The sequence below is a fragment of the sulfur-oxidizing endosymbiont of Gigantopelta aegis genome (assembly GCF_016097415.1).
In the GTDB taxonomy this organism is placed as follows: domain Bacteria; phylum Pseudomonadota; class Gammaproteobacteria; order GRL18; family GRL18; genus GRL18.
Genome location: NZ_JAEHGE010000001.1, coordinates 2,571,983 through 2,594,687, shown reverse-complemented (window position 1 = coordinate 2,594,687; position 22,705 = coordinate 2,571,983). Strand labels below are relative to the sequence as shown.

The 22,705-nt window shown below is 39.0% G+C and carries 19 protein-coding genes and 1 pseudogene; 9 read left to right on the top strand and 11 right to left on the bottom strand.

Going from position 1 to position 22,705, the window contains the following annotated elements; all coding sequences use genetic code 11:
* Positions 1 to 24 precede the first annotated feature (24 nt).
* Complete coding sequence (nosZ, locus tag JEU79_RS13045) at positions 25 to 2,334, bottom strand: Sec-dependent nitrous-oxide reductase (protein WP_198264455.1); 2,310 nt, start codon at positions 2,332 to 2,334, stop codon at positions 25 to 27.
* A gap of 378 nt (positions 2,335 to 2,712) precedes the next feature.
* Here nosZ and JEU79_RS13040 point away from each other — a divergent pair, with 378 nt between their 5' ends.
* The 4 genes from JEU79_RS13040 to JEU79_RS13025 are packed head-to-tail and all read left to right on the top strand — an operon-like array spanning position 2,713 to position 4,348.
* Positions 2,713 to 3,162, top strand: coding sequence for a hypothetical protein (locus JEU79_RS13040; protein WP_198264454.1), 450 nt, complete (start codon positions 2,713 to 2,715; stop codon positions 3,160 to 3,162).
* A 26-nt stretch (positions 3,163 to 3,188) separates the two neighbouring features.
* Positions 3,189 to 3,371, top strand: a complete 183-nt coding sequence (locus JEU79_RS13035; RefSeq protein ID WP_198264453.1) for a transposase — start codon at positions 3,189 to 3,191, stop codon at positions 3,369 to 3,371.
* A complete protein-coding gene (locus JEU79_RS13030) occupies positions 3,352 to 3,507 on the top strand; it encodes a hypothetical protein (RefSeq protein ID WP_198263364.1) in 156 nt (51 codons plus the stop codon). The genes JEU79_RS13035 and JEU79_RS13030 overlap by 20 nt, the downstream gene beginning before the upstream one ends.
* Positions 3,485 to 4,348: an IS3 family transposase gene (locus tag JEU79_RS13025; RefSeq protein WP_198263029.1), complete on the top strand. Its 864-nt coding sequence runs from the start codon at positions 3,485 to 3,487 to the stop codon at positions 4,346 to 4,348. Before JEU79_RS13030 ends, JEU79_RS13025 begins: the two co-directional genes overlap by 23 nt.
* 287 nt (positions 4,349 to 4,635) lie before the next feature.
* Here the strand turns inward: JEU79_RS13025 and JEU79_RS13020 are convergent, their stop codons facing one another.
* A complete protein-coding gene (locus tag JEU79_RS13020; protein WP_198264452.1) occupies positions 4,636 to 5,664 on the bottom strand; it encodes a transposase in 1,029 nt (342 codons plus the stop codon).
* A 500-nt stretch (positions 5,665 to 6,164) separates the two neighbouring features.
* On the opposite strand from JEU79_RS13020, the gene JEU79_RS13015 reads away from it, so the two are divergent.
* The 3 genes from JEU79_RS13015 to JEU79_RS13005 are packed head-to-tail and all read left to right on the top strand — an operon-like array spanning position 6,165 to position 8,534.
* Positions 6,165 to 7,079 (top strand): 1,4-dihydroxy-2-naphthoate polyprenyltransferase, encoded by a 915-nt coding sequence (locus JEU79_RS13015; protein WP_198264451.1) that lies wholly within the window; start codon positions 6,165 to 6,167, stop codon positions 7,077 to 7,079.
* On the top strand, positions 7,049 to 8,110 hold the full coding sequence (gene menC, locus JEU79_RS13010; protein ID WP_198264450.1) for an o-succinylbenzoate synthase: 1,062 nt from the start codon (positions 7,049 to 7,051) through the stop codon (positions 8,108 to 8,110). The genes JEU79_RS13015 and menC overlap by 31 nt, the downstream gene beginning before the upstream one ends.
* Positions 8,091 to 8,534, top strand: coding sequence for an acyl-CoA thioesterase (locus JEU79_RS13005; RefSeq protein ID WP_198264449.1), 444 nt, complete (start codon positions 8,091 to 8,093; stop codon positions 8,532 to 8,534). Before menC ends, JEU79_RS13005 begins: the two co-directional genes overlap by 20 nt.
* Before the next feature lie 75 nt (positions 8,535 to 8,609).
* Here the strand turns inward: JEU79_RS13005 and JEU79_RS13000 are convergent, their stop codons facing one another.
* From JEU79_RS13000 to JEU79_RS12975, 6 genes are all read right to left on the bottom strand, one after another.
* Positions 8,610 to 8,807, bottom strand: coding sequence for a hypothetical protein (locus JEU79_RS13000; protein WP_198264448.1), 198 nt, complete (start codon positions 8,805 to 8,807; stop codon positions 8,610 to 8,612).
* Positions 8,808 to 9,047: 240 nt separating this feature from the next.
* Complete coding sequence (locus tag JEU79_RS12995; RefSeq protein WP_198264447.1) at positions 9,048 to 9,599, bottom strand: hypothetical protein; 552 nt, start codon at positions 9,597 to 9,599, stop codon at positions 9,048 to 9,050.
* A 61-nt stretch (positions 9,600 to 9,660) separates the two neighbouring features.
* The gene (locus JEU79_RS12990) at positions 9,661 to 10,902 is read right to left on the bottom strand and encodes an AMP-binding protein (RefSeq protein WP_198264446.1); all 1,242 of its coding nucleotides are present in this window, start codon (positions 10,900 to 10,902) and stop codon (positions 9,661 to 9,663) included.
* A 32-nt stretch (positions 10,903 to 10,934) separates the two neighbouring features.
* Complete coding sequence (locus tag JEU79_RS12985; RefSeq protein ID WP_198264445.1) at positions 10,935 to 11,708, bottom strand: class I SAM-dependent methyltransferase; 774 nt, start codon at positions 11,706 to 11,708, stop codon at positions 10,935 to 10,937.
* A gap of 250 nt (positions 11,709 to 11,958) precedes the next feature.
* Positions 11,959 to 12,573: a response regulator transcription factor gene (locus tag JEU79_RS12980; RefSeq protein ID WP_198264444.1), complete on the bottom strand. Its 615-nt coding sequence runs from the start codon at positions 12,571 to 12,573 to the stop codon at positions 11,959 to 11,961.
* A 4-nt stretch (positions 12,574 to 12,577) separates the two neighbouring features.
* The gene (locus JEU79_RS12975) at positions 12,578 to 14,785 is read right to left on the bottom strand and encodes a PhnD/SsuA/transferrin family substrate-binding protein (RefSeq protein ID WP_246540269.1); all 2,208 of its coding nucleotides are present in this window, start codon (positions 14,783 to 14,785) and stop codon (positions 12,578 to 12,580) included.
* A 217-nt stretch (positions 14,786 to 15,002) separates the two neighbouring features.
* Between JEU79_RS12975 and JEU79_RS29100 the strand changes: the two are divergent.
* Positions 15,003 to 15,989: pseudogene (locus JEU79_RS29100) on the top strand (thiosulfohydrolase SoxB family protein); the annotation flags it as partial.
* Positions 15,990 to 16,004: 15 nt separating this feature from the next.
* Positions 16,005 to 16,916, top strand: a complete 912-nt coding sequence (locus JEU79_RS29095) for a 5'-nucleotidase C-terminal domain-containing protein (RefSeq protein ID WP_484637464.1) — start codon at positions 16,005 to 16,007, stop codon at positions 16,914 to 16,916.
* A 114-nt stretch (positions 16,917 to 17,030) separates the two neighbouring features.
* Here JEU79_RS29095 and JEU79_RS12965 read toward each other — a convergent pair whose 3' ends face one another.
* The 3 genes from JEU79_RS12965 to JEU79_RS12955 form a co-directional block, all read right to left on the bottom strand.
* Positions 17,031 to 18,968, bottom strand: a complete 1,938-nt coding sequence (locus tag JEU79_RS12965; RefSeq protein WP_198264442.1) for a methyl-accepting chemotaxis protein — start codon at positions 18,966 to 18,968, stop codon at positions 17,031 to 17,033.
* A gap of 166 nt (positions 18,969 to 19,134) precedes the next feature.
* A complete protein-coding gene (locus JEU79_RS12960; RefSeq protein WP_198264441.1) occupies positions 19,135 to 20,091 on the bottom strand; it encodes a substrate-binding domain-containing protein in 957 nt (318 codons plus the stop codon).
* 384 nt (positions 20,092 to 20,475) lie between these two features.
* Positions 20,476 to 22,674, bottom strand: a complete 2,199-nt coding sequence (locus JEU79_RS12955; protein WP_246540268.1) for a nitric oxide reductase activation protein NorD — start codon at positions 22,672 to 22,674, stop codon at positions 20,476 to 20,478.
* Between the last annotated feature and the right edge of the window lie 31 nt (positions 22,675 to 22,705).

The window sequence follows — 22,705 nt, the reverse complement described above, 5'->3', positions numbered from 1 at the left end:
CTTACAAATGGTTGTTAATAAAAGTTATTTAACTTTCTTAGCACCATTTTGTTCCAGGTGAGTTTTAGCTCTCAGACCAATGTCCGCAGTCTTAACCTGATACTGCCACCACTGACCAGCCCAAAGTGTTGCATTCTGCCAATCTTTCTTAGCAGCTGCTGCTTCAGACTTCTTCTTCGCTTCGTCAGCGAAACCTAATTGGTCAGTTGCATCTTCAACCAATGCTACAACAGAAGGGAAATCCTTATAGTTATGGCTGGTAATGAAGCCCACAACTGAGTTAATGATTGCCTGTGTGTCGTTATTGGTTTTGACCTGCTTCTCATAGTCAGCCTTAGTATAGCTCTGACCTGCGACAACAGTACCTCCAGTAGATTTATAGCCCTTAGGTTTAACTAATAAATAGCCTTCCATTTCCAGATGCAGTGCTGAACAAAATTCAGTACAGTAATATGGATAAACACCTTCACGCTCAACTTTGAAAGTTGCGCTAACAGTCTTACCAGGCTCTAGCGATAGATTGACATTGTGGCCATAAACTGCGAAACCGTGAGTTTCATCTTGTGCACGTTCCAGATTAGTCAAATGTAGCTTAATGGTATCACCCACTTCTGCTTCAATTGTTTCTGGTGTGATGTGTGAGCGAATCGTAGTACCTTTAACAGTGACAACGCAATTTCCACTGGCATCACAAGTACGGGTAGTTTTTTCACGACCTGCACGGGTCTTATACTTGGAACGTTTGTCTTCACGCGAGTTCCAGCCTGACTTATAACGTACTGCTGGCTTCAGCTTATCTGCCTTAATTGCGACCACATAATGTGGTTCACCCAAAGGTATAGCCATATCATAGAGCAGTTCCATTTTGTCACCACTGATATCAATCAACTGATGATTTTGTGGGTGCAAAGGACCTACAGGATTGAAACGGTCAATAGCCAGTTTGTTTAATGCCACCAAATATTTTCCATCGGGAGAAACCGAATCACCTTCCATTGTCACTAAGTGACCGATGTTATAGTGAATAGACAATTTATCCAACACTTTACCAGTACAGTAGTTCCACTTACCCACCATAGAATCTACATATAAAGAAGTATAAACGATACATTCTTTAGAATCATACTGTGTATGCAAAGGACCAAGACCAAGTTCAACCTGCTTATGTAACGCATCCTTCATACCAATAATAGGGATACCATAAGGGTCTTTACCTTCAAACTTTTTATTATCAATGGCTTTTTTAATTTTCTCAAAGCTGTAAACATAACCATGACTATCCAGCTTACCGGAAACAATGATGTATTTACCATCAGGAGAAACATCAACACCATGAGGACTCTTAGGCTCGGGGATCAGGAATAAAGCATCATTCTTAACCATCACGTCCATACCTAAGACATCATGACCATTGATTTTGGTTGCTTTACCGGCTTTAACTAGCTCAGCCGCTTTTTTCCAGTTAACCACGTGCATGAAGTCAGTATCTTTTTGCGAACAACCCGCCTCATACGGAGGACGTCCTTTTTCGATACCACCGACATAACGCTCAGAACAGAACGAGTTAGTAAAAGACCAACCGTCACTGGCATTTTTACCAAAATCAGATAAATCCTGACTATAAGGAGGTGCCATTACAGTAAATGACTGCTTAGGATCTAAACGACCTTTTTTACGATCAAACTTCCAATAAGTCATACCACCACGGTATTTTTCATTGAATTCTTCCAAAGGAACGTATAAGTTTTCAAAAGGTGCAGGATATTGTGCTGCTTCGATCACGTAGTCAGTATTTGGAGAAACGAAAGCGCCACCATGTGATGATTTAAAGACTGGGTTAATAACAATCTGTTTGGTTTCAAAATCATGTAGGTCTATGACTGCGATTCTTGGGTTAGCCTTGTCATTAATGAATAGATATTGACCATCATATTCACCCTTGGTTTCAGAAAAAGCCGGGTGGTGAGTGTCACCGAAGGTAATTTCACCCGCCTGCTTTTGTCCCTGAGCTAAAACAGCCTTTGACTCATCATCAAAACCATAGCCCTGCCACGGTTCAGGCGTAAAAACAGCGATGTATTTTAAAATACGCATGGACGGAATGCCATAAACAAGCACATGTCCACTTTGACCACCTGAGCTGAATGCCAGATATTCGTCTCGTCCACCCGTTGGTGTATAAGTCTTTGCTGCTGCCAACAAATCCTTCTGAGTCAGTCCTCTAGCCTTCATTACATCTTCAAGTGATGATGTAGCGGAAGCACTGGACATGGCTCCCATGGCAATACTGACACCAGCTAGCAATGAGACGACGCTCTTGCTTACTATTTTCATATTTGCACCCTTTTTTGTTTTAAATCGATTCTTTTTATAAAGAAATTATGTGTCATAACTTTAGTACACTTTCTGTCGAAGTCAACCACAAAAATCAACATAATCGGTTATATTCAACACAAAGTGTGTCATATAACACAGTTTTTGTTGGTACGAATATAAATCCATTAGCATTTAATAACATTGATCTAAATCAAACGGAGTTTTTTAGCTTAAAAAAAGCAATTCTGATTAAAAAACATCGTTTGTAACGGGCTTAGCTTGGGGCTCCTTCAGGGTTTTATCATGCTTTGATCAAGATTAAGAACAAGCAAGTATGAATCGGCTATACTATCAGATATCTTTCAATTTAATGGTTGCATTACAGATGTTTTTACAATGATTTCAACTTTAATCAAGGATCTTAAATCACAACTTGCTCAAATTGAGGAATCACTACCATCGAGACTGGGGGAAAAACGCCCCGCCTATACCAGTCTTGAAATTCCATTGGAGTCAACACTCGCATTACCAGAAGCATTACTGCCTCCGGTAATAAATGATTGTATTTTTTTATCACAGCCCGATTCCGGACAGAGCCTGCTTGGCCTGGGTTCATTTATCACCATTGAGGCCAAAGGTGAGCAACGCTTCAGCACCCTTAAAACAAGATTTTCTCAGCTTAGAGCTCAGTGGCACTCACATACTAAGCAAGCAGAATTACCACAAGAGGCAACAAATTTCTCTCCTTTCGCTTTTTTAAGTTTTGCCTTTGATGCCAATGATCCCATGACAGCACATTGGCATGGTAATGTGGCTATACTTAACCGGACACACAACTTAAAATAACTAAAAGATAAAAAGTGTGACCTAAAATGAATGATCAAACAAAAAAACCGAATAAAAGCTATACATCAGAATTTAAAGAATCAGCTGTCAAATTAGCTAATGAGACGGATCAACCCGTTTCTCAGACTGCCAGGGAGCTAGGTGTTAATGTAAATACTCTACATACCTGGATCAGTAAATTCCAAACCGGTGAAGACGGTAGCCAATAGAAGTGATGAACACATTTATGATGAAGTAAAACGTCTGAAAAAAGAATTGGCAAAAGTGATTCAGGAGCGTGATTTATTAAAAAGGCCACAGCGTACTTTGCAAGGGAAACTTTGTGAAGTACGCATGGATAACTGATCAGGCTAAAGATTACCCGGTAACGATTCTGTGCCGTTTTATGGATGTTTCCCGTAGTTGCTATTATGATTGGGTTAGCTCTCCTAAAACGGATAGAGAGAAAGAAAATGAAGCGCTTACTGAGCAGCTAAAAAACTGTTTGAAGACAGTCGCAAGACTTATGGAACCCGTCGTCTTAAAAAGAAAACTGGCTGAAAAAGGCGTTCATATAAGCCGCCGGAGAATTGGTCGATTAATGAAAAAAGCCGGTTTGTTTTGTAAAACGAAGAGACGCTTTAAAGCGACGACTAATTCCAAGCATAATAAGCGTATATCTCCAAATTTACTGGAAAGAGAGTTTACTGTCTCTCAACCTGATCGCTACTATGTGGGTGATATTACCTATATTGCCACCAAGGAAGGCTGGTTATATTTAGCGGTTGTCATTGACTTATTCTCTAGGCAAATTGTTGGCTGGTCGATGGATGAGCGAATGAAAGCCAAGCTAGTCAATGATGCTTTACTGATGGCCATATGGAAGCGTAAACCAATGGATGGATTGCTTTGGCATACTGACCGAGGTAGCCAATATGCCTCTGATAGTCATAGAAAAATATTGTCGGATCATAACATAATTCAGTCTATGAGCCGCAAAGGAAATTGCTGGGACAATGCTGTATCAGAGAGCTTCTTTCATAGTTTGAAAACTGAATTGACGCACCATTGTCGATTCAAAACCAGAGTAGAAGCAAAGCAGGCAATATTTGAATATATTGAGGTATTTTATAATCGGGAGCGACTTCATTCGGCTAATGATTATTTGTCACCAGTCGATTATGAAATACAGCAGGAAATAGCTTAAATCGATTGATTGAAGAGGGGTAAAAGGCGACATAAATGCCGCCCATTACCGTTGACGGCCATCGGCTCCTCAGCCTGTGCCGTGAAGATATTGTAACAGGATCATTACCGTTGTGAAAATACCTTGGGTGAATGGAACGGCTCTATCGTTCCAGAGGGCAAAGCCCTTTCTCTTCATCTGTTTAAAGTTAACATGAGAAACTAAAATGATAGGAAATACAAAATGACAAAAATCACTTGAAACAGCCAAAAAATATTTAGAAAACTGTCCGGAAAAGTGTTGACACATCATGCCCCCAGTAAAGCGCCTTCTGTGGCAATGCGAACATGCCGTTGTGTTATGATACTATTGTTCTGCAGATAGTATTTCCAGGCTTCTTCATTATCAAAGCAAGTCTGATGACTTTGTTCAATAACGCTCAATGGCTTGTGAGGTAATTTTTCTGCTCTCATATAATCAAGTGCTGCATCGTTGAGCGTATAATCAACAGCAGCACCTCGTAACAATTGTAGAAAATTAATCCGGCTCTTATATCGAGTACTTGAAAACCAGGCAAAGGTTTCATTGCCAACGTGAGTACAATAACCATTCTTTCCATCATGACGACTACCCGTATCATCAACATGGATATAAGTACTATTGTTGATACCGGCAGTTAGCAATGTATTTTTTTCAGTATGAAAATGGTCTTTGTCATGGATTAAAATCTCATTGATCTGACCCGTTGAAATATCAAAACCTAATTCTGTTAATTGTTGTATTATCAATGGCTGAGTCACTCTCTGGTGATAATATTGATAAACGATATAACTCTGTAATGTATGGCCAAAATGTCCTATATGTGTATCAAAGCTCAATTTTCCTATACAGGTATCACCATCGGGTGTTTTATAGCGAGCCAATCGATAACGAGTATTGAAAGGCTTAATCAGCAGCTCCTGAACAAAATAATCCTGATACCCTAAAAAACGTGAATGTTCTGGCAGGTTATCTGGTTTGATAACGGTGGTTTTATGAATAGCCAATTTCTTCTTTCGTTTACGACTTTTACTAGTCCCATTTCCTGAGTTGTTTTTCTTGCTTCCTGAATGACCTGTCGGATTATCATTGTCATCATCCTTTGGCAATTTACTGGCTCTTATTTTAGGCTTTGGAGGTAGCTTTTTAAGCTTAGCAACTTCTGTTTTAAGGGCATCGATTTCAACCTGTTGGTTTTGAATGATTTCCTGTTGTTGCTCCATGAAAGCAAGGAGTAATCGGACTACCGGTGTCTTTTCTTCTTCAGGTATCTCTGGAATTGGAGGTAATTTTTTCACTATAATCAATACAGGTTGTTTTCAATAAAACAATTGTATCATGGCTTTTTAAGGCTCTTTAGTTTGCCCTGTGTTGATCAAACTCCCTCTCAGTTAAGATAATATTCAAAAATATTCTATTTCGATCTGAGACAGATCGACAGGATCATTTATAGGGATAAATTACATGGGGCAGTGAAAATGCAATTTTTGTCCTCTAAAATGCTGTCAAGACTTTTTTTGTTTTTATTTCAAGTTTTGCACAGACTTATTGAGAAGTTACATATATTCTTCATTCAAACCACAGAGTTGATATGTTTTTTAGGTTAGCCTGAAATAATCAATTAAACCTGTAAAGCGATTATTCGAGGATAATTAACTTATAGGCAACAAATAAGAGTAAATCAAGTTAAAATCAAAGAAATCGAATTGGTAAAACATCGCAAAATTGACATCATTCATTGATTTCTATAGATTAAAAATAAAATGTATAGACAAATAGGACTAACAAACAGAAAGTCATGAATTATTTTTCCATCTGGTGGCTGGCAATTCGTCCTAAAACCCTGTCTATCGCCCTTAGCCCTGTGCTACTGGGTTCGGCTTTATCCTGGCATTCACAGGCGGCCTTTTCCTTGCTCACATTTATCATTATCCTGATCTCTGCCCTGTGCATTCAAATTGGCACCAACCTATACAATGATGCGGCGGATTTTGAAAAAGGTGCAGATACGCCCGAAAGACTAGGTCCTAAACGAGCGGCACAACAAGGCTGGTTGAACGCTGGACAGATCAAACGTGGTGCTTTGATCAGTTTTTTCATGGCATTTCTTGCCGGTATTTATCTAGCCTATCTGGGAGGCATGGCAATTATCATTCTGGGGTTGATTTCAATCCTTTGTGGTTATGCTTATACCGGCGGGCCAAAGGCGATTGCCTATACTCCCTTGGGTGAATTATTTGTTATTGTTTTCTTTGGTTTTGCTGCCGTTGGCGGCAGCTTTTATTTACAAAGCCATACTATAAATTATTCCGTACTTATCTTAGCTACCGGTATTGGTTCTATGGCGGCAGCTATCTTACTCGTTAATAATTATCGCGATTTAGAGGGTGATCGAAAGGTAAAAAAACTCACACTGGTGCATTATATTGGTCGTCCTATGGCACGAAAACTTTATGTGTTCATGATGAGCTACCCCTACTTATTACTCCTTGTGCTACTGCCTCAGTATCCATGGACTATCTTGTTAGCACTCTTCAGTTTGCCCCTGGCGATCATGCTCATAGGCTATTTTCTCCGCATGGAAATTACTTCTGAGCTGAATAAAGTACTCGCCTATACGGCACAATTGCAGTTGCTTTATACCCTATTACTATCACTAGGCTTATGGCTATCTCAAGGCTTATGGCTACCTCCGAGCTTATGGCCATCATAAAATTAATACACTATGAGCTGATGCCCTATAAAATCAAACTCAGCACACCCTGGGAAACAGCTTCGTCTTGCTTGCACTTTCGTCAGGGAATTTTAGTCAAACTTGTTGATCAACATTCACACATCGCTATTGGTGAATGTGCGCCCATGCCTGAAATAGGCACTGAATCACTCTCCCGTGCACAGCAGTTCCTTGAGCAAAAACTGGCTAGTTTAGTCGGTCAGGCATTGACTGACATCAGTTTGAACGATATGGATGACTACCCCGCCTCTCATTTCGCCCTGGAAAGTGCTTATTTGTCCTTATTAGCACACAGTCAACACCTCAGCTTTACACAATGTTTGGCCGATCTTGAAGGCAAACACCCACAAAAATTACAGCCTTTATCTGAACATAAAAGAATAAGAGTCAATGCAATGCTTGGTACACTTGATTTTGCGGTGCTTACACGCGTCAAACAAGCTGAAGCAGAGGGGTTTACTTGTTTAAAATTCAAGATAGGTCTGACGAGTCTCAACAATGAGATTAAACAATTAAAAATCTTACTACAACAAGTATCAGCCTCTACCTTAATTCGACTGGATGCTAATAAAAGCTGGTCTGTCAGTGAAACCGAGCAATTACTGGATTCACTCAGGGCTTTTTCCAGTCAAATCGACAGTATAGAAGAGCCGTTAAAGCATTATTCACACAATGACTATCAAAAGCTACAGCAACAAACAACTATCCCCCTCGCACTTGATGAATCATTTGATGGGCAACTCACCGCCTATCCGCTCAAACGACTGGTACTAAAGCCCATGATTCAGGGTAGTCTGGTCAAAACTTTAATGCTTGCAAGACAGGCACAAAAAGATAAAATAGAAGTCGTTATCACCAGCAGCATTGAAACTGCTTATGGCCTTTGGCCTATCAGCCATTTATGTGCGCTACTTGATAATCAACAATATCACGGCCTTGCAACAGCATCCTGGCTTGAAGATACTTTAATTGAACCGCCTGAGATAAAACATGGTCTCATTACCCTATGAAAAGTCACAATCAACGCACTCAAACGAAGCACTCTTTAGCTATTGCTTTACGACACGAATACATGATATTGATGCCGCTGGAGTCATGTTCTTTGCCCGCAATTTATATCACGCTCACGATGCCTATGAAGCTTTTTTAAGTCACCATCAACAGTCTATCGCAGACATACTTAAAAGTGACTACAGTTTGCCAATTCGGCATACTGAGGCTGATTTTACAGCACCTATTTTTCTCAATGATATGTTGAGGATTGAATTATTTCTAGCCGATAAGCAAGATACTGAATTTACACTTTATTACCAGTTTATTAATACGGATGAGGTCATCACGTCAACAGATTTAACGCGTCATGTTTGTCTGAACAAAGCGTCCTGGCAGAGAACTCAATTACCTGAGTCTATTTGCAATCTACTGGAACGATGAAGTTAGGGGTTAGGGGTTAGGGGTTAGGGATTAGGGGTTAGGGGTTAGGGGTTATTAGGGGTTAGGGATTAGGGATTAGTATTGCAGGAGTTTTTGTTGGCAGTTGGAAATGGTGTTTTGATAAAAGCTGGATAATTTCTTTTCATAGGCACAATCACCCGTATAACCTATAGTCTTTAAACGGCTATTTAAATAATTAATTTCAGCCAGTAATTTGTTTTTTTCAACATCGCCCAAATGCGAATGATGAGTATCTTCTTGCTTACTTTTCATATTGCTCTCTTTATTTTCTCTTTTTTATATTTGTTTTTTATATTTGATAGTAGCCAATATAAAAAAGAGATGTGACAAGCGGATGACAAAAACGAAATATTTTAACTTCACCCGTAGGGTGGGCATGGCTTTATCTGCCCACGCTGACTCAAAGCCTTGTATTCACACTTTCAGCGTGGGCACAAAAAGCGTGCCCACCCTTCCAAAGCTAAATATACATTCCTAAAATAAACCAAAAATTTAAACTTTTTTATAGCCAATAAAAGTTGCCACGCCCATCAAAAATAAGCCTAATAAAATTAATACCGGACCGATGCCCGTTGCTAAAAGAGTGCCTGCCCATGAAAAACCAAAAACAGCTAGAAATATCATCCCCGCATGCATGATTGTACCAACAATAAAAATCCAACTTAGAATTTGTTTAAATAAGGCAGGGAGTGTTAATAACCCCAAAACAATGCCTACCAATATGTTCAGTACCGCTTCTAGGTTACCATGAGCATGAGGGCCACCTTTCATTGTATCTAATGCTAATCGGGCATTTTGATTGGTATTCAATGACATAATCGCCACTGAATTTGCTTTAGCAATTTCCTCAGCTGTCATCGTGTCCAATGTTTCCTGATTTTCAAAATCAGAACTCACCGCCAATTGCAAAGCAGATAACACTTTTTGTTTATTCAAAGCTGCCTGTTCAACATCGGGCAACATTTCAACAATCATATAAGGCCCTAGACTAGCCGTTATCACTAAGAATAAAAAACCAAAAACAATATTCTTTTTACCTTCCATTTTATTTTCCTTGAATCATAATCTATTTATTATTAATAGCCACATCCTAACATTATCCATTTCAATAGCAAACCATTTCAATGCTGTCATTATTGAAGCTGTCTGCAATCATTTTTTTGATTCTTAAGCGATCAATTTTCCCCAGAGCATTCCGGGGGATTTCATTCACTGCAAGAAAATAGCGAGGGCGATACATCGATTGTATGGTTAATTTTATCCATGCTTTAAAAGCATTCAAATCACCACAAACTAAAGCCACTATAGTATCGCCCCACTTCTCGTCATTAATTTTGCCAATAGCAATATCATCAATAAAAGGTGATTTTAATAATAAGTCCTCAAGATATTGTGGGCTAATATTTTCCCCGCCGGAAATAATCATATCATCATTACGGGCAATAAAAGACAGGCATTGTCCATCCCAATGAACCTGATCATGAGTGCTAAACCAGCCATCAACAAGATGCTCAGAATTCACTTCATTATTATGTGAGACAAATTTTTTAGCGATCATTGCTCCGGCAATTTGTAAGGTGTTTTTCTTATCGATTTGCAGCTTAAAGCCATCAAGCGGTATGAGTTGCTCAGTGCTTTTTCCAAGGGCTATAGTTGAACAAGCCTCTGTCATGCCATAGCTGAGTATAATAGGCCAGCCGGAAAATATTGCTTTTTCTAATAAAGCATCTGCAAGTTTGTCCCCACCCACGATGACCGATTTTAAGCTCTCAGGTGGCCTCGTATTTTGACTACATTCTAATAAACGTTGTAACATTCTAGGCACGAGAGAAATATGGGTCACAGCATAACGCTGTAAATCAGACCAAACTTGTTGGGCATTAAATTCATCATGTAATATCATACTGGCATCTTGAAACCAGCAGCGATAAACAATCATCACACCCGCTATATGGTTTAAGGGCATACAATTAAGCCATAGCGATGACCTATCCAATGGAACAATTTGGTTAAAATAATAGCAATGTGAGCGAATATTGTCCCGACTAAGTAATATTATTTTTGGCTCAGACTGTGTGCCACTGGTCGCTATTGCTAGCGCATCATTTTGAGACAATGATTGAATAGTTATATTTGTTTTTAATGTCGTGTTTATTGGCGCAATCAGTACTTTATTGATGAAGCCATAGAGCAAATAAATGAGAGTATTAAATCTGTCTTGAGGAGTAATTGTGACTGGTGAGATGCAAGGAGAAATCAACTCAATACGTTGCAATAAGTCGGACCAATTATAAAGCTGCCCCTGATGATAAAGTTTAAGTTTATTCTTCGTTGATCTGTCAGTCATTGAATCGCCAAGCATAAAAACACATCCTATCGTTATGAGTGCTTTTTTGTACCTACATGAATGCAAGCAATTCCAAAAAATAAATTGCGATAGCTCACATCTGAAAATCCCGCATCTTCTAACAACGCCTTCATGGTTTCCTGATCGGGAAAGCGTTGGATCGACTCAATTAAATATTGGTAGGCCTCTGGCTGTCCTGCCACTAAAGCACCCAGACGAGGAATAATGTATTGATTGTATAAATTATAAAAAGGACGAATAGGCATCATAGGACGGGAAAATTCCAAACAATAGTATTGTCCTCCCGGCTTAAGCACACGATAAATTTCTTGCAAGGCCGCTGTCATGCTGGTCATATTTCTAATACCAAAGGAAATGGTCAGCTTATCAATAGAAGCATCAGTGAATGGCAGTCTTTCACCCAATGCAGCAATATTGCTCACCGCCAGGGAATGCGTCTTTTTTCCAGCAGACATCATTTCAATACTGGGGTCAACCACCACAACATTAGCACCTTTGTGCTGTAACTTGCGGGCAATATCACCCGTACCACCGGCTAAATCAACAATGATGTCAGAGGCCTTAAAGGGAATACTATTGACAAAGACGCGTTTCCAGATCCGATGAGTACCAAAACTCATAAAATCATTCATCAAATCATATCGAGGGGCGACTAATTGAAAAACACTACGGATTTTCTGATCGCGTTGAGAAGGCGATACACTCTGCTGACCGAAACTTTTGTCTAGGCTGTTGTCTAAGTTGTTGTTTGAGCTTTTATTTAAGCTATGGTTTTGATCGTTCATAGTCAGGATTATACCTGAGACGAGTGCTGATAGGTAATCAGACGGCTAAAACTAGAATTGAAAGGGCTTGCACAACCGAGTTTCACAATCGAAACCCAAATTAAAGGAGCATCATTTTTTTATTTTTGATGGCGTGCATGCAAGCCAAGATGCCATTATGGCAAATTATAGAAAAAGTAATATTAGAACTTATATTAGGTCTTATAGCGGTTTTCCATTAAACAACAAAATATCAGCATATACATATTTACTAATCAATTAATTTCAGTAGCAGAGACATACGCATTAAATCGGATAAAGTATTGGCGGTCATTTTTTCCATCACTTTTGAGCGGTGTGCTTCTACCGTTGACTGACTAATACTCATTTCAGCAGCAATAATTTTATTTCGCTTACCTTCGATAACACATTGCAGTACTTCTTTTTCTCTAGGGGTCAGATCATTATAGCGCTGTTCTATATCCTGCAAGCGAGAAGACTCTCCTCTTTGCTTGGCATCCTGCTCAATAGCACGATGTACATTATCCAGCATTGATTGGTTATTGAAGGGTTTTTCAATAAAATCAACAGCCCCGGCAGTCACCGCTCGTACTGCCATCGGCACATCACCATGTCCGGTAATAATAATGATTGGCGGACAGATTTTTTCAGCAGTTAAACGAGCTTGTAAATCCAAGCCACTTAAGCCCGGCATTCTAACATCTAGAATAAGACAGCCTGATTTTGTTGCATCAAACTGATCCAAGTAATCTTGAGCCGAAGCAAAGCTAGCAGAATTAAGGCCCACCGATTCCATTAACAAGGTCAACGCATCGCGCACCTGTTCATCATCATCAACAATATACACACAGGGTTCATTACTCATTTACTCACTCCACTAATTTTTTTGATGACAGATTTTCTGACAACAGTTTTTTTGACGAGAGCTTTTCATTCATCTCATTAACTTGACTGGCAACGGGCAAGGTAAAGCGAAATACCGTACCGCCTCCACCATCAGAATGCAAATATAATTTACCATGATGGGACTCAATAATCCCCTGACTAATGGATAAACCGAGACCCAGGCCATTATTTTTACTGGTAATAAAGGGATCAAACAAGCCTTCTTTAATATGATCTTCAATACCAGGCCCATTGTCTTCTACCGTAACAACCACTGCGTTACCTCCCGCAACCTCTGTTTTAATAATCAAAATTCGATTATCCTTACTCATGCTTTGTAATGCTTCAATAGCATTTTTTAGCAAATTTAATAGCACTTGTTCAATTTGAATAGGCTGAACCAGTACTTTATAGAGGTTCTTATCCAACTTGCGGACCAGTTTGACACTGGACTTTCGTGCTTCTGGCTCAATAAATAATAGCACTTCATTAATGAGGTCATTAATATTGATCATGGAACGTTCTGGTTGTTCCTTACGCACAAACTGACGCAATTGCTTAATAATGACACCTGAGTGTTCCGCTTGCAATCCTATTATTTCTAATACATCAACTAATTTATCTTTTTTGATCCCCCCACTTTCCAGCATTTGTATGCAGGCAAAAGAGTTAGTTGCAATGGCAGTCAATGGCTGATTCAATTCATGGGCAATGCCGGATGCCATTTCGCCCATGGTATTTAAACGCGACATGTGCGCTATTTCAGTTTGATGACGACGTTTTTCTTCATCGGCTAATTTGCGTTCACTGATGTCACGATAGACAACAACACTGCCAATAGTATCACCCTTATGATCCAGCATGGGAGTACTGCTATATTCAACGGGGAAGCTACTCCCATCTTTTTTCCAGAACAGATCATCTTCGATGAAACGAGCTTGCTTATCTTTAAAGGTCAAATAAACAGGACAATCTTCTGGTGCATGATAACGACCATCCGCATGCGTATGATGTAACAAATCATGCTGTCTTGCCTGTTGAAAATCACTAATATCCCAGCCAGTGGTTTCTTTCATCGAACGATTCATAAAAATACAATTACCTTCTAAATCAACCCCATAAATACCATCACACACAGAATTTAAAATCAGATCATGTTGCTTTTCCAATAGACGTTTAGATTTTTTCAATTGGGTATTCAAGCGTGTAATCCAGGTACTCATGATCGTCAAAGTGAGTAAAAAAACTATCACGATTGCAATCCCCTGCCAATAGCGTTTAAGCGCATCCAGCAAGGTAAAACGACTACTTTTTTCATAGGGTGGCAGATTCAGTGTTTTGAATAAGTCATGTACCTGTTGGTAATCCAAAGGTACCGTCCAACCGGCATAATGCTTCATTTTAGAGGCATCAGTATTGCTCATTTTTAATAATGCCACCGCCACTTTTTGCGCGAGTTCATTAGAGGTATGTTTTAACTTGCTAAAAGGCCATTCCGGATACAAGGAGGTACTATGTATATAGGGGAAACCATCATAAATTATGGGTGAAATAATTTTAAATTCATCCAGGCGAATATCGCCATCAGCAGCCATTTTCTCTAAAATACCACTGCGTACGGTACCAAAGTCTACAAAGCCATTTTTTACTGCCATGACGACTTCATCATGGGTACCACCAAATGAAATCGAGGAAAAGTCTTTATAGGGATTTATCCCTTCACTTTGCATAAGTCCCCAGGCCATTTGAAAACCACCCAACGAAGTTTCATCCACCCCCATAAACTTCTTGCCCCGCAAACTGCTCAAACCCTGTATGTCATTGCGAACTTTGCGGGTAAATAGAACACCAGCAAAGACATTCAAAGGAATATCACCAATGCGATTGTTCAATGTGACGATTCGTGACACTCGATAGCGTACTTCCATGGTGACATAAATGCCTGAGTTCACAAGCAAAAAATCAACTGCTCCTTCACTGACGACAGTGTCTATTTCAGTAAAATCCAAGGGGACTATTTCAAAGCGGTACGCTTGTAACGTTTTTGTAAGATAGCGTGCAGTAGGCGACCAGGTTTCCCTAGTCACCTCGTCACCACGATGACTCAGCACACCAATACGAATTAATTCTTTGCCCTTGTCAGCAAACACTGAGCCAGAAAAACCCGTAGAGACTATAAGGCTAAGCAACATTAAGAAAAGATATTTTTGTATAATCAATTGAAAACCATATTTAAGAATACTTTAAACTACTAATTTTCTTAGGTTTTCCACAAATAAGTTAAGGAAAACCACCATTTGCCATCTTATTTACGATGATGGCCTTTTTGCTCAATATATTAGATAATAAGGCCTCATTAAAAATGAATCAATTCCGTTCTTAAAATAGAAATAATACAGAGAATATACAATGACAGTTTCCAGACGTAATTTTGTAAAAATCATGGGCGTTGCTGGTACGGCAACAACCGTGCCCGCTCTAATTCCAGCCCATGCCATGAGCAAATCCAAAGACGTTAAACCTGAAGATTTTTACAGCGTACCTATGAAAGGTAATGCGCGTATTTTACATATTACCGATGTACACGGTCAGCTGAACCCTGTCTATTTCCGTGAACCTAATGTTAATCTGGGTGTTGGTGATGCTTATGGTCGCCCACCGCATGTCGTTGGTAAAAAGTTACTCAAACGCATGGGGCTAAAACAAAATTCACCTGAAGCCTATGCTTACACTTACTTGAACTTTGAAAATGTTGCCAAGATATACGGCCGTACTGGTGGTTATGCTCACATTAAGACACTTTTAGACCGTCTGCGTCAACAAGCGGGTGGCCAGAAAAACACATTAACTCTGGATGGTGGTGATTTATGGCAAGGTTCCGGTACCGCATTATGGACTCGTGGTGTCGATATGGTTGAAGCATCCAATATTCTTGGCGTCGATGTAATGGTTGGTCACTGGGAATTCACCTACAAAGAAGAAGAAGTGCTCAGTAATGTTGCCTTATTCAAAGGTGATTTTATCGGCCAGAATGTGCGCGTTAAAGAAGAAGCTATCATGGGTGATGAATATCCTGCCATGGTTGAGCGTTTTGATGGTAGTGGTTTATATGATGAAGATGTAGGCTATGCTTTTCGCCCTTATGTCATTAAAGAAATTAACGGCGCTCGTATTTGCATTGTCGGTCAGGCATTCCCACGTACAGGCAATGCGAATCCTCAAGAATTTTTCCCTGATTGGTCATTTGGTTTACGTGAAGATGACATGATTGACCTCGTTAAAGAAATACGTAAAAACGAAAAACCTGATGCCATTGTGCTATTGTCACATAATGGTATGGATGTCGATATCAAAATGGCTGAAAATGTACCCGGGCTAAATGCTGTATTTGGCGGTCATACTCATGACGGCATGCCAAAGCCAATAGAAGTTAAAAATGTTGAAGGTGGTACGTGCTTGGTAACGAATGCCGGCTCGAATGGTAAATATATTGGCGTAATGGATTTTGATGTTCAAGATGGCAAACTCAAATCTTTAAGTTATAAAATGCTGCCAATCATTACTGACTGGTTACCCGCTGACAAAGAAATGGATGCATACATTAAGCAAATGCGTCAAACCAAGTACTCAGACAAAATTGTTGAAAGCCGTACTAAAAAATTCTCCTATAACAAATCTCGTGTAGGTAAGACCTTTGAAGAAATTCTCAGTGAAAAATTAGCCATTACTGATAGATTACTATACCGTCGTGGTAACTTCATGGGCACTTGGGATCAGGTCCTGTGTAATGCCTTAAGACATGAATATAAAGCCGATGTTGCTATGTCAGCGGGTGTTCGCTGGGGTACAACTACTTTAAAAGGCGATTGGATCACCATGGAAGACGTGATGACACAATGTGCAATCACTTATGGTGAAACCTATGTTAGCGAAATGAGTGGCCATGATTTACTGAATGTTCTGGAAGGCGTTGCAGATAACCTATTTGATCCGGATCCCTATTTACAGTCTGGTGGCGATATGGTTCGTGTTGGTGGTTTGGATTATACTATAGACCCTACTAAGCCTATTTATGAACGTATCACCGATGCACGTCTTGATAATGGTCATTTAATTGAGCCTAATACCACCTATAAAGTAGCGGGCTGGGCTTCTGTAAATCGAGCGCCTGATGGTCGCCTCATGTGGGATATCGTGCATGACTACATCTTAACTCAACGCAGCAAAGACAAAATATTGCGTTTACCTAAAATCAACCATCCTAAACTGATTGGTGTAAGTAAAAATCCAGGTATTGCTGATTATCCAGGTGAGTTGGCTTAAATTTGTAATACGAAGAGCGCAACGAACCGCATCAATGACTTTTTTAGGTTTAAATAAGTACCTTTGATGCGGTTCGTTCCTCACCACATCCTACATCTATATAAATAAAATATCTCAAACGACTTTAAATCGATTAATTATTTTGCTCAAGGTGCTTACTTCTTCGGAAGTAGTATCAAGACGTTTAACCATTGTATTAATCAATTCCACATTATTATTACTCAGGCTTTCACTGGAATTAATATAGCCATTTACGGTATTAATTTTGCTCATTACTTGATTAATCGTGCCCATATTTTCTTCAAAGGATTGAGTCGAATTGTCCAGTGTTTGGGAATTACTGGTAATTTGATCGGTCACCGCATTAGACGTTTCAATTAATTTAGACAGATTTTCTACCCCTGTCTTCATTTCAGTATTAATGCCATGTATCTGGCTAATGACATCCGTTACTGTGGTATTAATCTCATCTAATGACTCCTGTGTTCTCACGGCAAGACTACGCACTTCATCAGCAACCACGGCAAATCCACGACCTTGTTCACCGGATCGCGCCGCTTCAATCGCAGCATTTAAAGCCAATAGATTAGTCTGTTCTGCCACTGATTTTATAACATCTAACACCCCATTGACCTTTTCAATATCATTGGCCAAATCATTTAATTTAGCACTAACCTGTGATTCAGCATCTACATTTTCCTGTATTTTTATTTTCAGCTTTTGCATCGAGTCATTAGCCCGCCCCATCAACTGATTTGATTCTCTGATTTGTGTTAATGTGCCATTAATCCCTTCAGAAAAACGCTCAGTCATCAACGTTACTTCGCTCATTTCCTGGCTGCTGGAATGTAAATGTTGGTTAGTTTGCACCGAATCCTTACCAATGGTCTGAGAAGTAGAATTGAGCTCATTGATTGTCATTTGCGTATTACGACTACCCTCCTGAACTTCTTTGACTATCGTCTGTACAGTCTCAATAAATTTATTAAAATAAATAGCCACATCTGATATTTCATCTTCGGTCTCTATGTGTAAACGCTTACTGAGATCGCCATCACCCTCAGACAGATCCTTGGCAATGCTTTCCAATTGCTTAATGGGTGTGACAACCGTTTTGTTAATAATAAAAATCAAAAAGATTAAAATAAAGATATCCAACAACACCATAAGAATCACTTGATTGAATAAAGTAGATTTTGCTTCTGAAATAATTTCATTCACCTGAGCGATATTTTTTCCTACAATCGCATAGGCAACAATGTTACCCTTGAAATCTTTAATTGCAGTACTGGTGAAATAATAGTTATCGGTTAGACCCGTACGAGTAATATCAGCATCCTTTAACTCATTAAAAAAATCTTGGTTCAATTCATCTTTTCTTGATGCCAGTACGTAGTCATTATTAACGAGGGGCATTTTTTCTAACTTGGTTGCAACACTTAAGTACTGCTTTTTCATGGCAATAATGATATTAATGCCAGTCTTTTTTCCATCTCGAATAATTGAGTTGAGTCCTTGCATGAATTCGACACTACCAAGGTATTGCCCTTCAGCTATGATTGGCGACAGACCACGAAGCACTAATCCAGCACGTCCAATTTCTATCGCAGCTAAAGGCTTTTTGGTTTTTTTCACTTCAACAATGGTATTTCTAAAACCATTAAGATCATCACCAAATTTTTTCGGTTTCCATAAACGCACAAAACTATGGACATTCTGGTCATGAATATGAATTTTTATGTTTTTAAATTTAGTATTGTTTTTGAAATCAGAAATAATGCTTGCTAGGCCATCAATCGCTATTTGACGATTATTTTCTTTGAGTGATGAGATGACATAGTAGTTTTGAGCAATATTGATGGCATTAGAGATCGCAACATCCATTTTTGACTGATATTTACTGTCATAAAAATTCAGTAAGCGCGATTCTTCTTTATTATAAATATCCTCTTCAATTTTATTTAGGCCACCAACCGATACATAAAAAATGATAATCAAACCGATAATAAGGACTGAAATAAGTGGAATGTGGATTTTTTTGCTAATTGACATAATAAAACCTATTTTTATGTAAATGCTAAACAAAGCTTATAAAAACAAGTATAGATCATGTTTGAAAAAAAGAAATGGAGCTTATTGAAAAAATAATGGGGTAATTTCAATAAGCTAATAAAGCGATTTTACCGAGATGGGAATTAGAGAGAAATACAGCCAAAGCCTAATTACCAAATATATCTTTACGCTTTCTAACCAAATGGAAACCGTCTTTAAAAGGAACAACGCCATTTGCTTTGATAATTTTCGCTGCCTCATCACTTTTAATAAACTCTAGAAAACGTCTGACCTCTTTTTTTTCATTTTTAGGCAAGCGATAAATAGATGAGTAAGTTAAATATAAGGGGCGATACATCACATAATTACCTGTTTTAATCGTTTCATAATCAGGCTTAATACCATTCAGGTTAAGGACTTTAACATTTCTTTTTCTAGCACTTGAAATTCCCGTCACCCCAAAGGAATTAATATTTTTTTCTATGCCTTTTTCTAATGGCCCTGAAGAAGGAAATTCCTTGGTAGAGCTAAAGACTTTATCGGTATCATTAAATAGTATCTTACGCAGTGTATAGCCCACTCCGGATATTTTTGAACCACGAGTAAATATATCAATTTTAACCATATCATCCGACTTGCCCTTCCAGCCTGACAATTCGTTCCAATAGGCAATTTTACCTTCTAAAACATCAATTAATTCCTGCTGTTTTATATCATCAATCGGTGCATCTTTATGGACAATGACTACCAATGCATCCCAGGCAACAAGTATTAGTTTGAGTAATTGACTTTCTTCGGCACGATTGTGTAAGGGCAAACGACAGGTACCGCCCAAATGCGATTCACCCGCTTTGGTTTTCCTTATTCCATTCGTCGCACCACCGCCTTTGAGTTCAATGGTAACGCCATATTTTTTTTCATAGGCTTTAGCAATTTCAGCCATAAAGGCCTTTTTGGTAATACCACAACCGGTCCAGATAATTTTTTTGACCGGCACATCCTCTGCCACTTTTTTAGTAGCCGTTGCTGGATTTTCAGTAACCAGCGCTGTCTTAGCATAAAGATTGGATGTAAAAAGAATAAAAAAAGCAGGAACAAGAAGTTTATAGCTTGGGGTTTTCATTATGGATTACCGTATATTAATTATTATTATTGAGTTAAAACTGATAACTTGAGGCAATTTTCATTCTTTGATAAGTAGAAACCCCCTTGAAACTACAATAGCACCGAAAAACAAGATTGATATCACACCCCATGTATCAATATATTCTAGTGATGTATCTATTGAAAATTTAACAATGACATTTCTGAACAAGAATACACCTACTCCATTCCATGGCTAGATATATCATTAATTCTCCTCTATTTCTTGATAGTAGTATAAACCGAAACCCACTGTCAAGAATGTCAAGCCAAATAAAAAATATGAAAAAAAAATGGAATAAAACTCAACTTTCAGTTTAATGCTCCATAATAGATAAGTTAGCTACCATAATTTAAGTCAGCATCAGCCCGTTAGCTTACGATATATATCTGAAACCTTAAGTGGTAATTTATTAATGTCTTCAATCAATACATAATTAGCTGCGCCATACATATGCGGTAAATAATCCCCCGCTTCCTTATCAATGGTAATACAATATGGATGAATGCCCTTTTGTCTCGCTTCAAATAAAGACTGACGAGTATCCTCTATACCGTATTCGCCCCGATATTGACCATCGTAATCTTCCGGTTTACCATCAGACAAGCTAATTAAAAGCTTGGTCTTTGCTTCAACTTCTTCTAATAAGGCACTGAGATGACGTATAGCAAAACCCATTCGGGTATAATCTTTTGCTGTGATACCACTGATTCTAGCCTTCACCTTATCATTGTATTCTTCATCTAAGTGCTTGATATGATAGATTTCACAGCGTTTGCGTGTGGTTCCAGAGAAACCATAAATGGCATACCGATCCCCCAGCATTTCCAGTGACTCACACAATAAAACCAGTGCTTCCCTTTCAGCCTGATTAATCCAGCCTTTGGTCGAACCACTCATATCCACCATAAACATCACAGCAATATTGCGATCCACTCGCTGCACTTGGGTAAAGACTCGATCACTGAGTTCCATGCCCATACTGAGGTCGGCATAACTTTCCACCAGTGCATCTATATCAATATCATCGCCATTAGTTTGACGTTTTAAGAGCTTTTCTTCCCCTTTGAGTGCTTCAAAATTACGCCTTAAGGACTTGACCAGCCCCATATTGTTGGCCAGTGTTTGCTGCACAAAGTCATCATAAACCGGTGTCACTCTCACCTCACGCACAACACACCAATTCTTTTTATGATGTTGGCGCACATGATCCCACTCATCATAAAAATACGCCCCTTCCTCATGATAAACACCTGACCAGACATCATCAGATTTCTTTTTTTGCGTATTATTCTCAACCACGTACTTTCCTGGCCCAGCGGCAACGAGATATTCTTCAGGGATCTCACCTATATCTTGAATAATGCTGCTCATCAGGCTTTGTACATCGTCCGGCGGTGCAATCACCTGTCCATCAAGTAGCAAGTCAAAGCTGGCGCCATCTTCATGCTCATTCTCATCCTTCGCACGTAAATCAAAAACAGGCGCAGCTTTTTCCTCTGCGGGTTCAAGCTGGGTCTGTTCATCTTCAGTTTGGGACTGCCGTTTTTCCTCAGCAATTCGTGCCAGGGCATTGCGAAAGAATGTTTTCTCTTCTTTTAAACGACGTTGTTTGATTTGCTGCACGGTATTAGGCGCTAAAACGCCCTGAAAAGAAAATTCAACAGCATCCAATTGGCCATAATATTGTTCTAAAATGGCTAATGTATCATCAATTTTAGCCGTAGAGCTTGATAACACAGTAAATACTGCTTGCCACTTTTCTTGTGCCTGTAGCGAGTTAAAACCAGCTAAAAAAGTGTTTGCCTGACGGAAAAAACCCGGTAACTCGGCAGCAATGCAATGTAATAAACGAATAGTTTCTAAACAATGGAAAAGTTGTTGTGCTTTTTGCGGATCATCAAAACGGTCAAAGTGTTCGTTCAAATCATAACGCCAGGTGCCATACCAGTTTTGAGACCATTGATAAACTGTTAATAATTTATAATAAAAGAAATTTTCCTCTTTAGAAGAGAAATCACTGATCATTTCGGGCAAAAAAATACTTTCTGTATCAGTGTAAGCTTGTACTGTATTGCTCTGTGATAAAGAATCAATTTTCAACGCCCGGCCATTTAAACCACAAACAAAAGCAGCCAAAAGCTTTTTAATATCATCCAGAACGATACCATGCTGTTTCTTAAAGTAGTTATCAGCAAAAGCTTCTGAATTATGCAATACCTTAATACAATGCTGTAAGCCTCTTTCATCAAATAACGACATGGCCTCAAAAGTCCAGGTCTCAACCGCATTCAAATCATGCTGTAAAAATGTCACCGCATCGGAAAAATGAGCCGCATATTGAAAAGCCATTTCAGCATTCGTAGAAGCAATGATTTCTATCCAGTGTAGAGCAAATTGTTGCTCACTATATTCTAGGGCCGTAATTTGTTTGGCAGGTTCAGCAGCAGAGCGACGAAATGATAAAACCGGGTCAAGGAATTTATCCAGTCGCTCTTCCATTACTTCGGCATTCGTTTCTTTAACACTTGTCTCTTTAACGCTCATCTCTTCAACACTCATCTCTTCACATTCGTGTTCAAATTAGTCATCT

What these genes read in the sequence shown, in the direction of transcription:
- nosZ (WP_198264455.1), bottom strand. Translation starts at nt 2,334, where the DNA reads ATGAAAATAGTAAGCAAGAGCGTCGTCTCATTGCTAGCTGGTGTCAGT.
- JEU79_RS13040 (WP_198264454.1), top strand. Translation starts at nt 2,713, where the DNA reads ATGATTTCAACTTTAATCAAGGATCTTAAATCACAACTTGCTCAAATT.
- JEU79_RS13035 (WP_198264453.1), top strand. Translation starts at nt 3,189, where the DNA reads ATGAATGATCAAACAAAAAAACCGAATAAAAGCTATACATCAGAATTT.
- JEU79_RS13015 (WP_198264451.1), top strand. Translation starts at nt 6,165, where the DNA reads ATGAATTATTTTTCCATCTGGTGGCTGGCAATTCGTCCTAAAACCCTG.
- menC (WP_198264450.1), top strand. Translation starts at nt 7,049, where the DNA reads ATGGCTACCTCCGAGCTTATGGCCATCATAAAATTAATACACTATGAG.
- JEU79_RS13005 (WP_198264449.1), top strand. Translation starts at nt 8,091, where the DNA reads ATGGTCTCATTACCCTATGAAAAGTCACAATCAACGCACTCAAACGAA.
- JEU79_RS13000 (WP_198264448.1), bottom strand. Translation starts at nt 8,807, where the DNA reads ATGAAAAGTAAGCAAGAAGATACTCATCATTCGCATTTGGGCGATGTT.
- JEU79_RS12995 (WP_198264447.1), bottom strand. Translation starts at nt 9,599, where the DNA reads ATGGAAGGTAAAAAGAATATTGTTTTTGGTTTTTTATTCTTAGTGATA.
- JEU79_RS12990 (WP_198264446.1), bottom strand. Translation starts at nt 10,902, where the DNA reads ATGACTGACAGATCAACGAAGAATAAACTTAAACTTTATCATCAGGGG.
- JEU79_RS12985 (WP_198264445.1), bottom strand. Translation starts at nt 11,708, where the DNA reads ATGAACGATCAAAACCATAGCTTAAATAAAAGCTCAAACAACAACTTA.
- JEU79_RS12980 (WP_198264444.1), bottom strand. Translation starts at nt 12,573, where the DNA reads ATGAGTAATGAACCCTGTGTGTATATTGTTGATGATGATGAACAGGTG.
- JEU79_RS12975 (WP_246540269.1), bottom strand. Translation starts at nt 14,785, where the DNA reads ATGTTGCTTAGCCTTATAGTCTCTACGGGTTTTTCTGGCTCAGTGTTT.
- JEU79_RS29095 (WP_484637464.1), top strand. Translation starts at nt 16,005, where the DNA reads ATGCCAAAGCCAATAGAAGTTAAAAATGTTGAAGGTGGTACGTGCTTG.
- JEU79_RS12965 (WP_198264442.1), bottom strand. Translation starts at nt 18,968, where the DNA reads ATGTCAATTAGCAAAAAAATCCACATTCCACTTATTTCAGTCCTTATT.
- JEU79_RS12960 (WP_198264441.1), bottom strand. Translation starts at nt 20,091, where the DNA reads ATGAAAACCCCAAGCTATAAACTTCTTGTTCCTGCTTTTTTTATTCTT.
- JEU79_RS12955 (WP_246540268.1), bottom strand. Translation starts at nt 22,674, where the DNA reads ATGAGTGTTGAAGAGATGAGCGTTAAAGAGACAAGTGTTAAAGAAACG.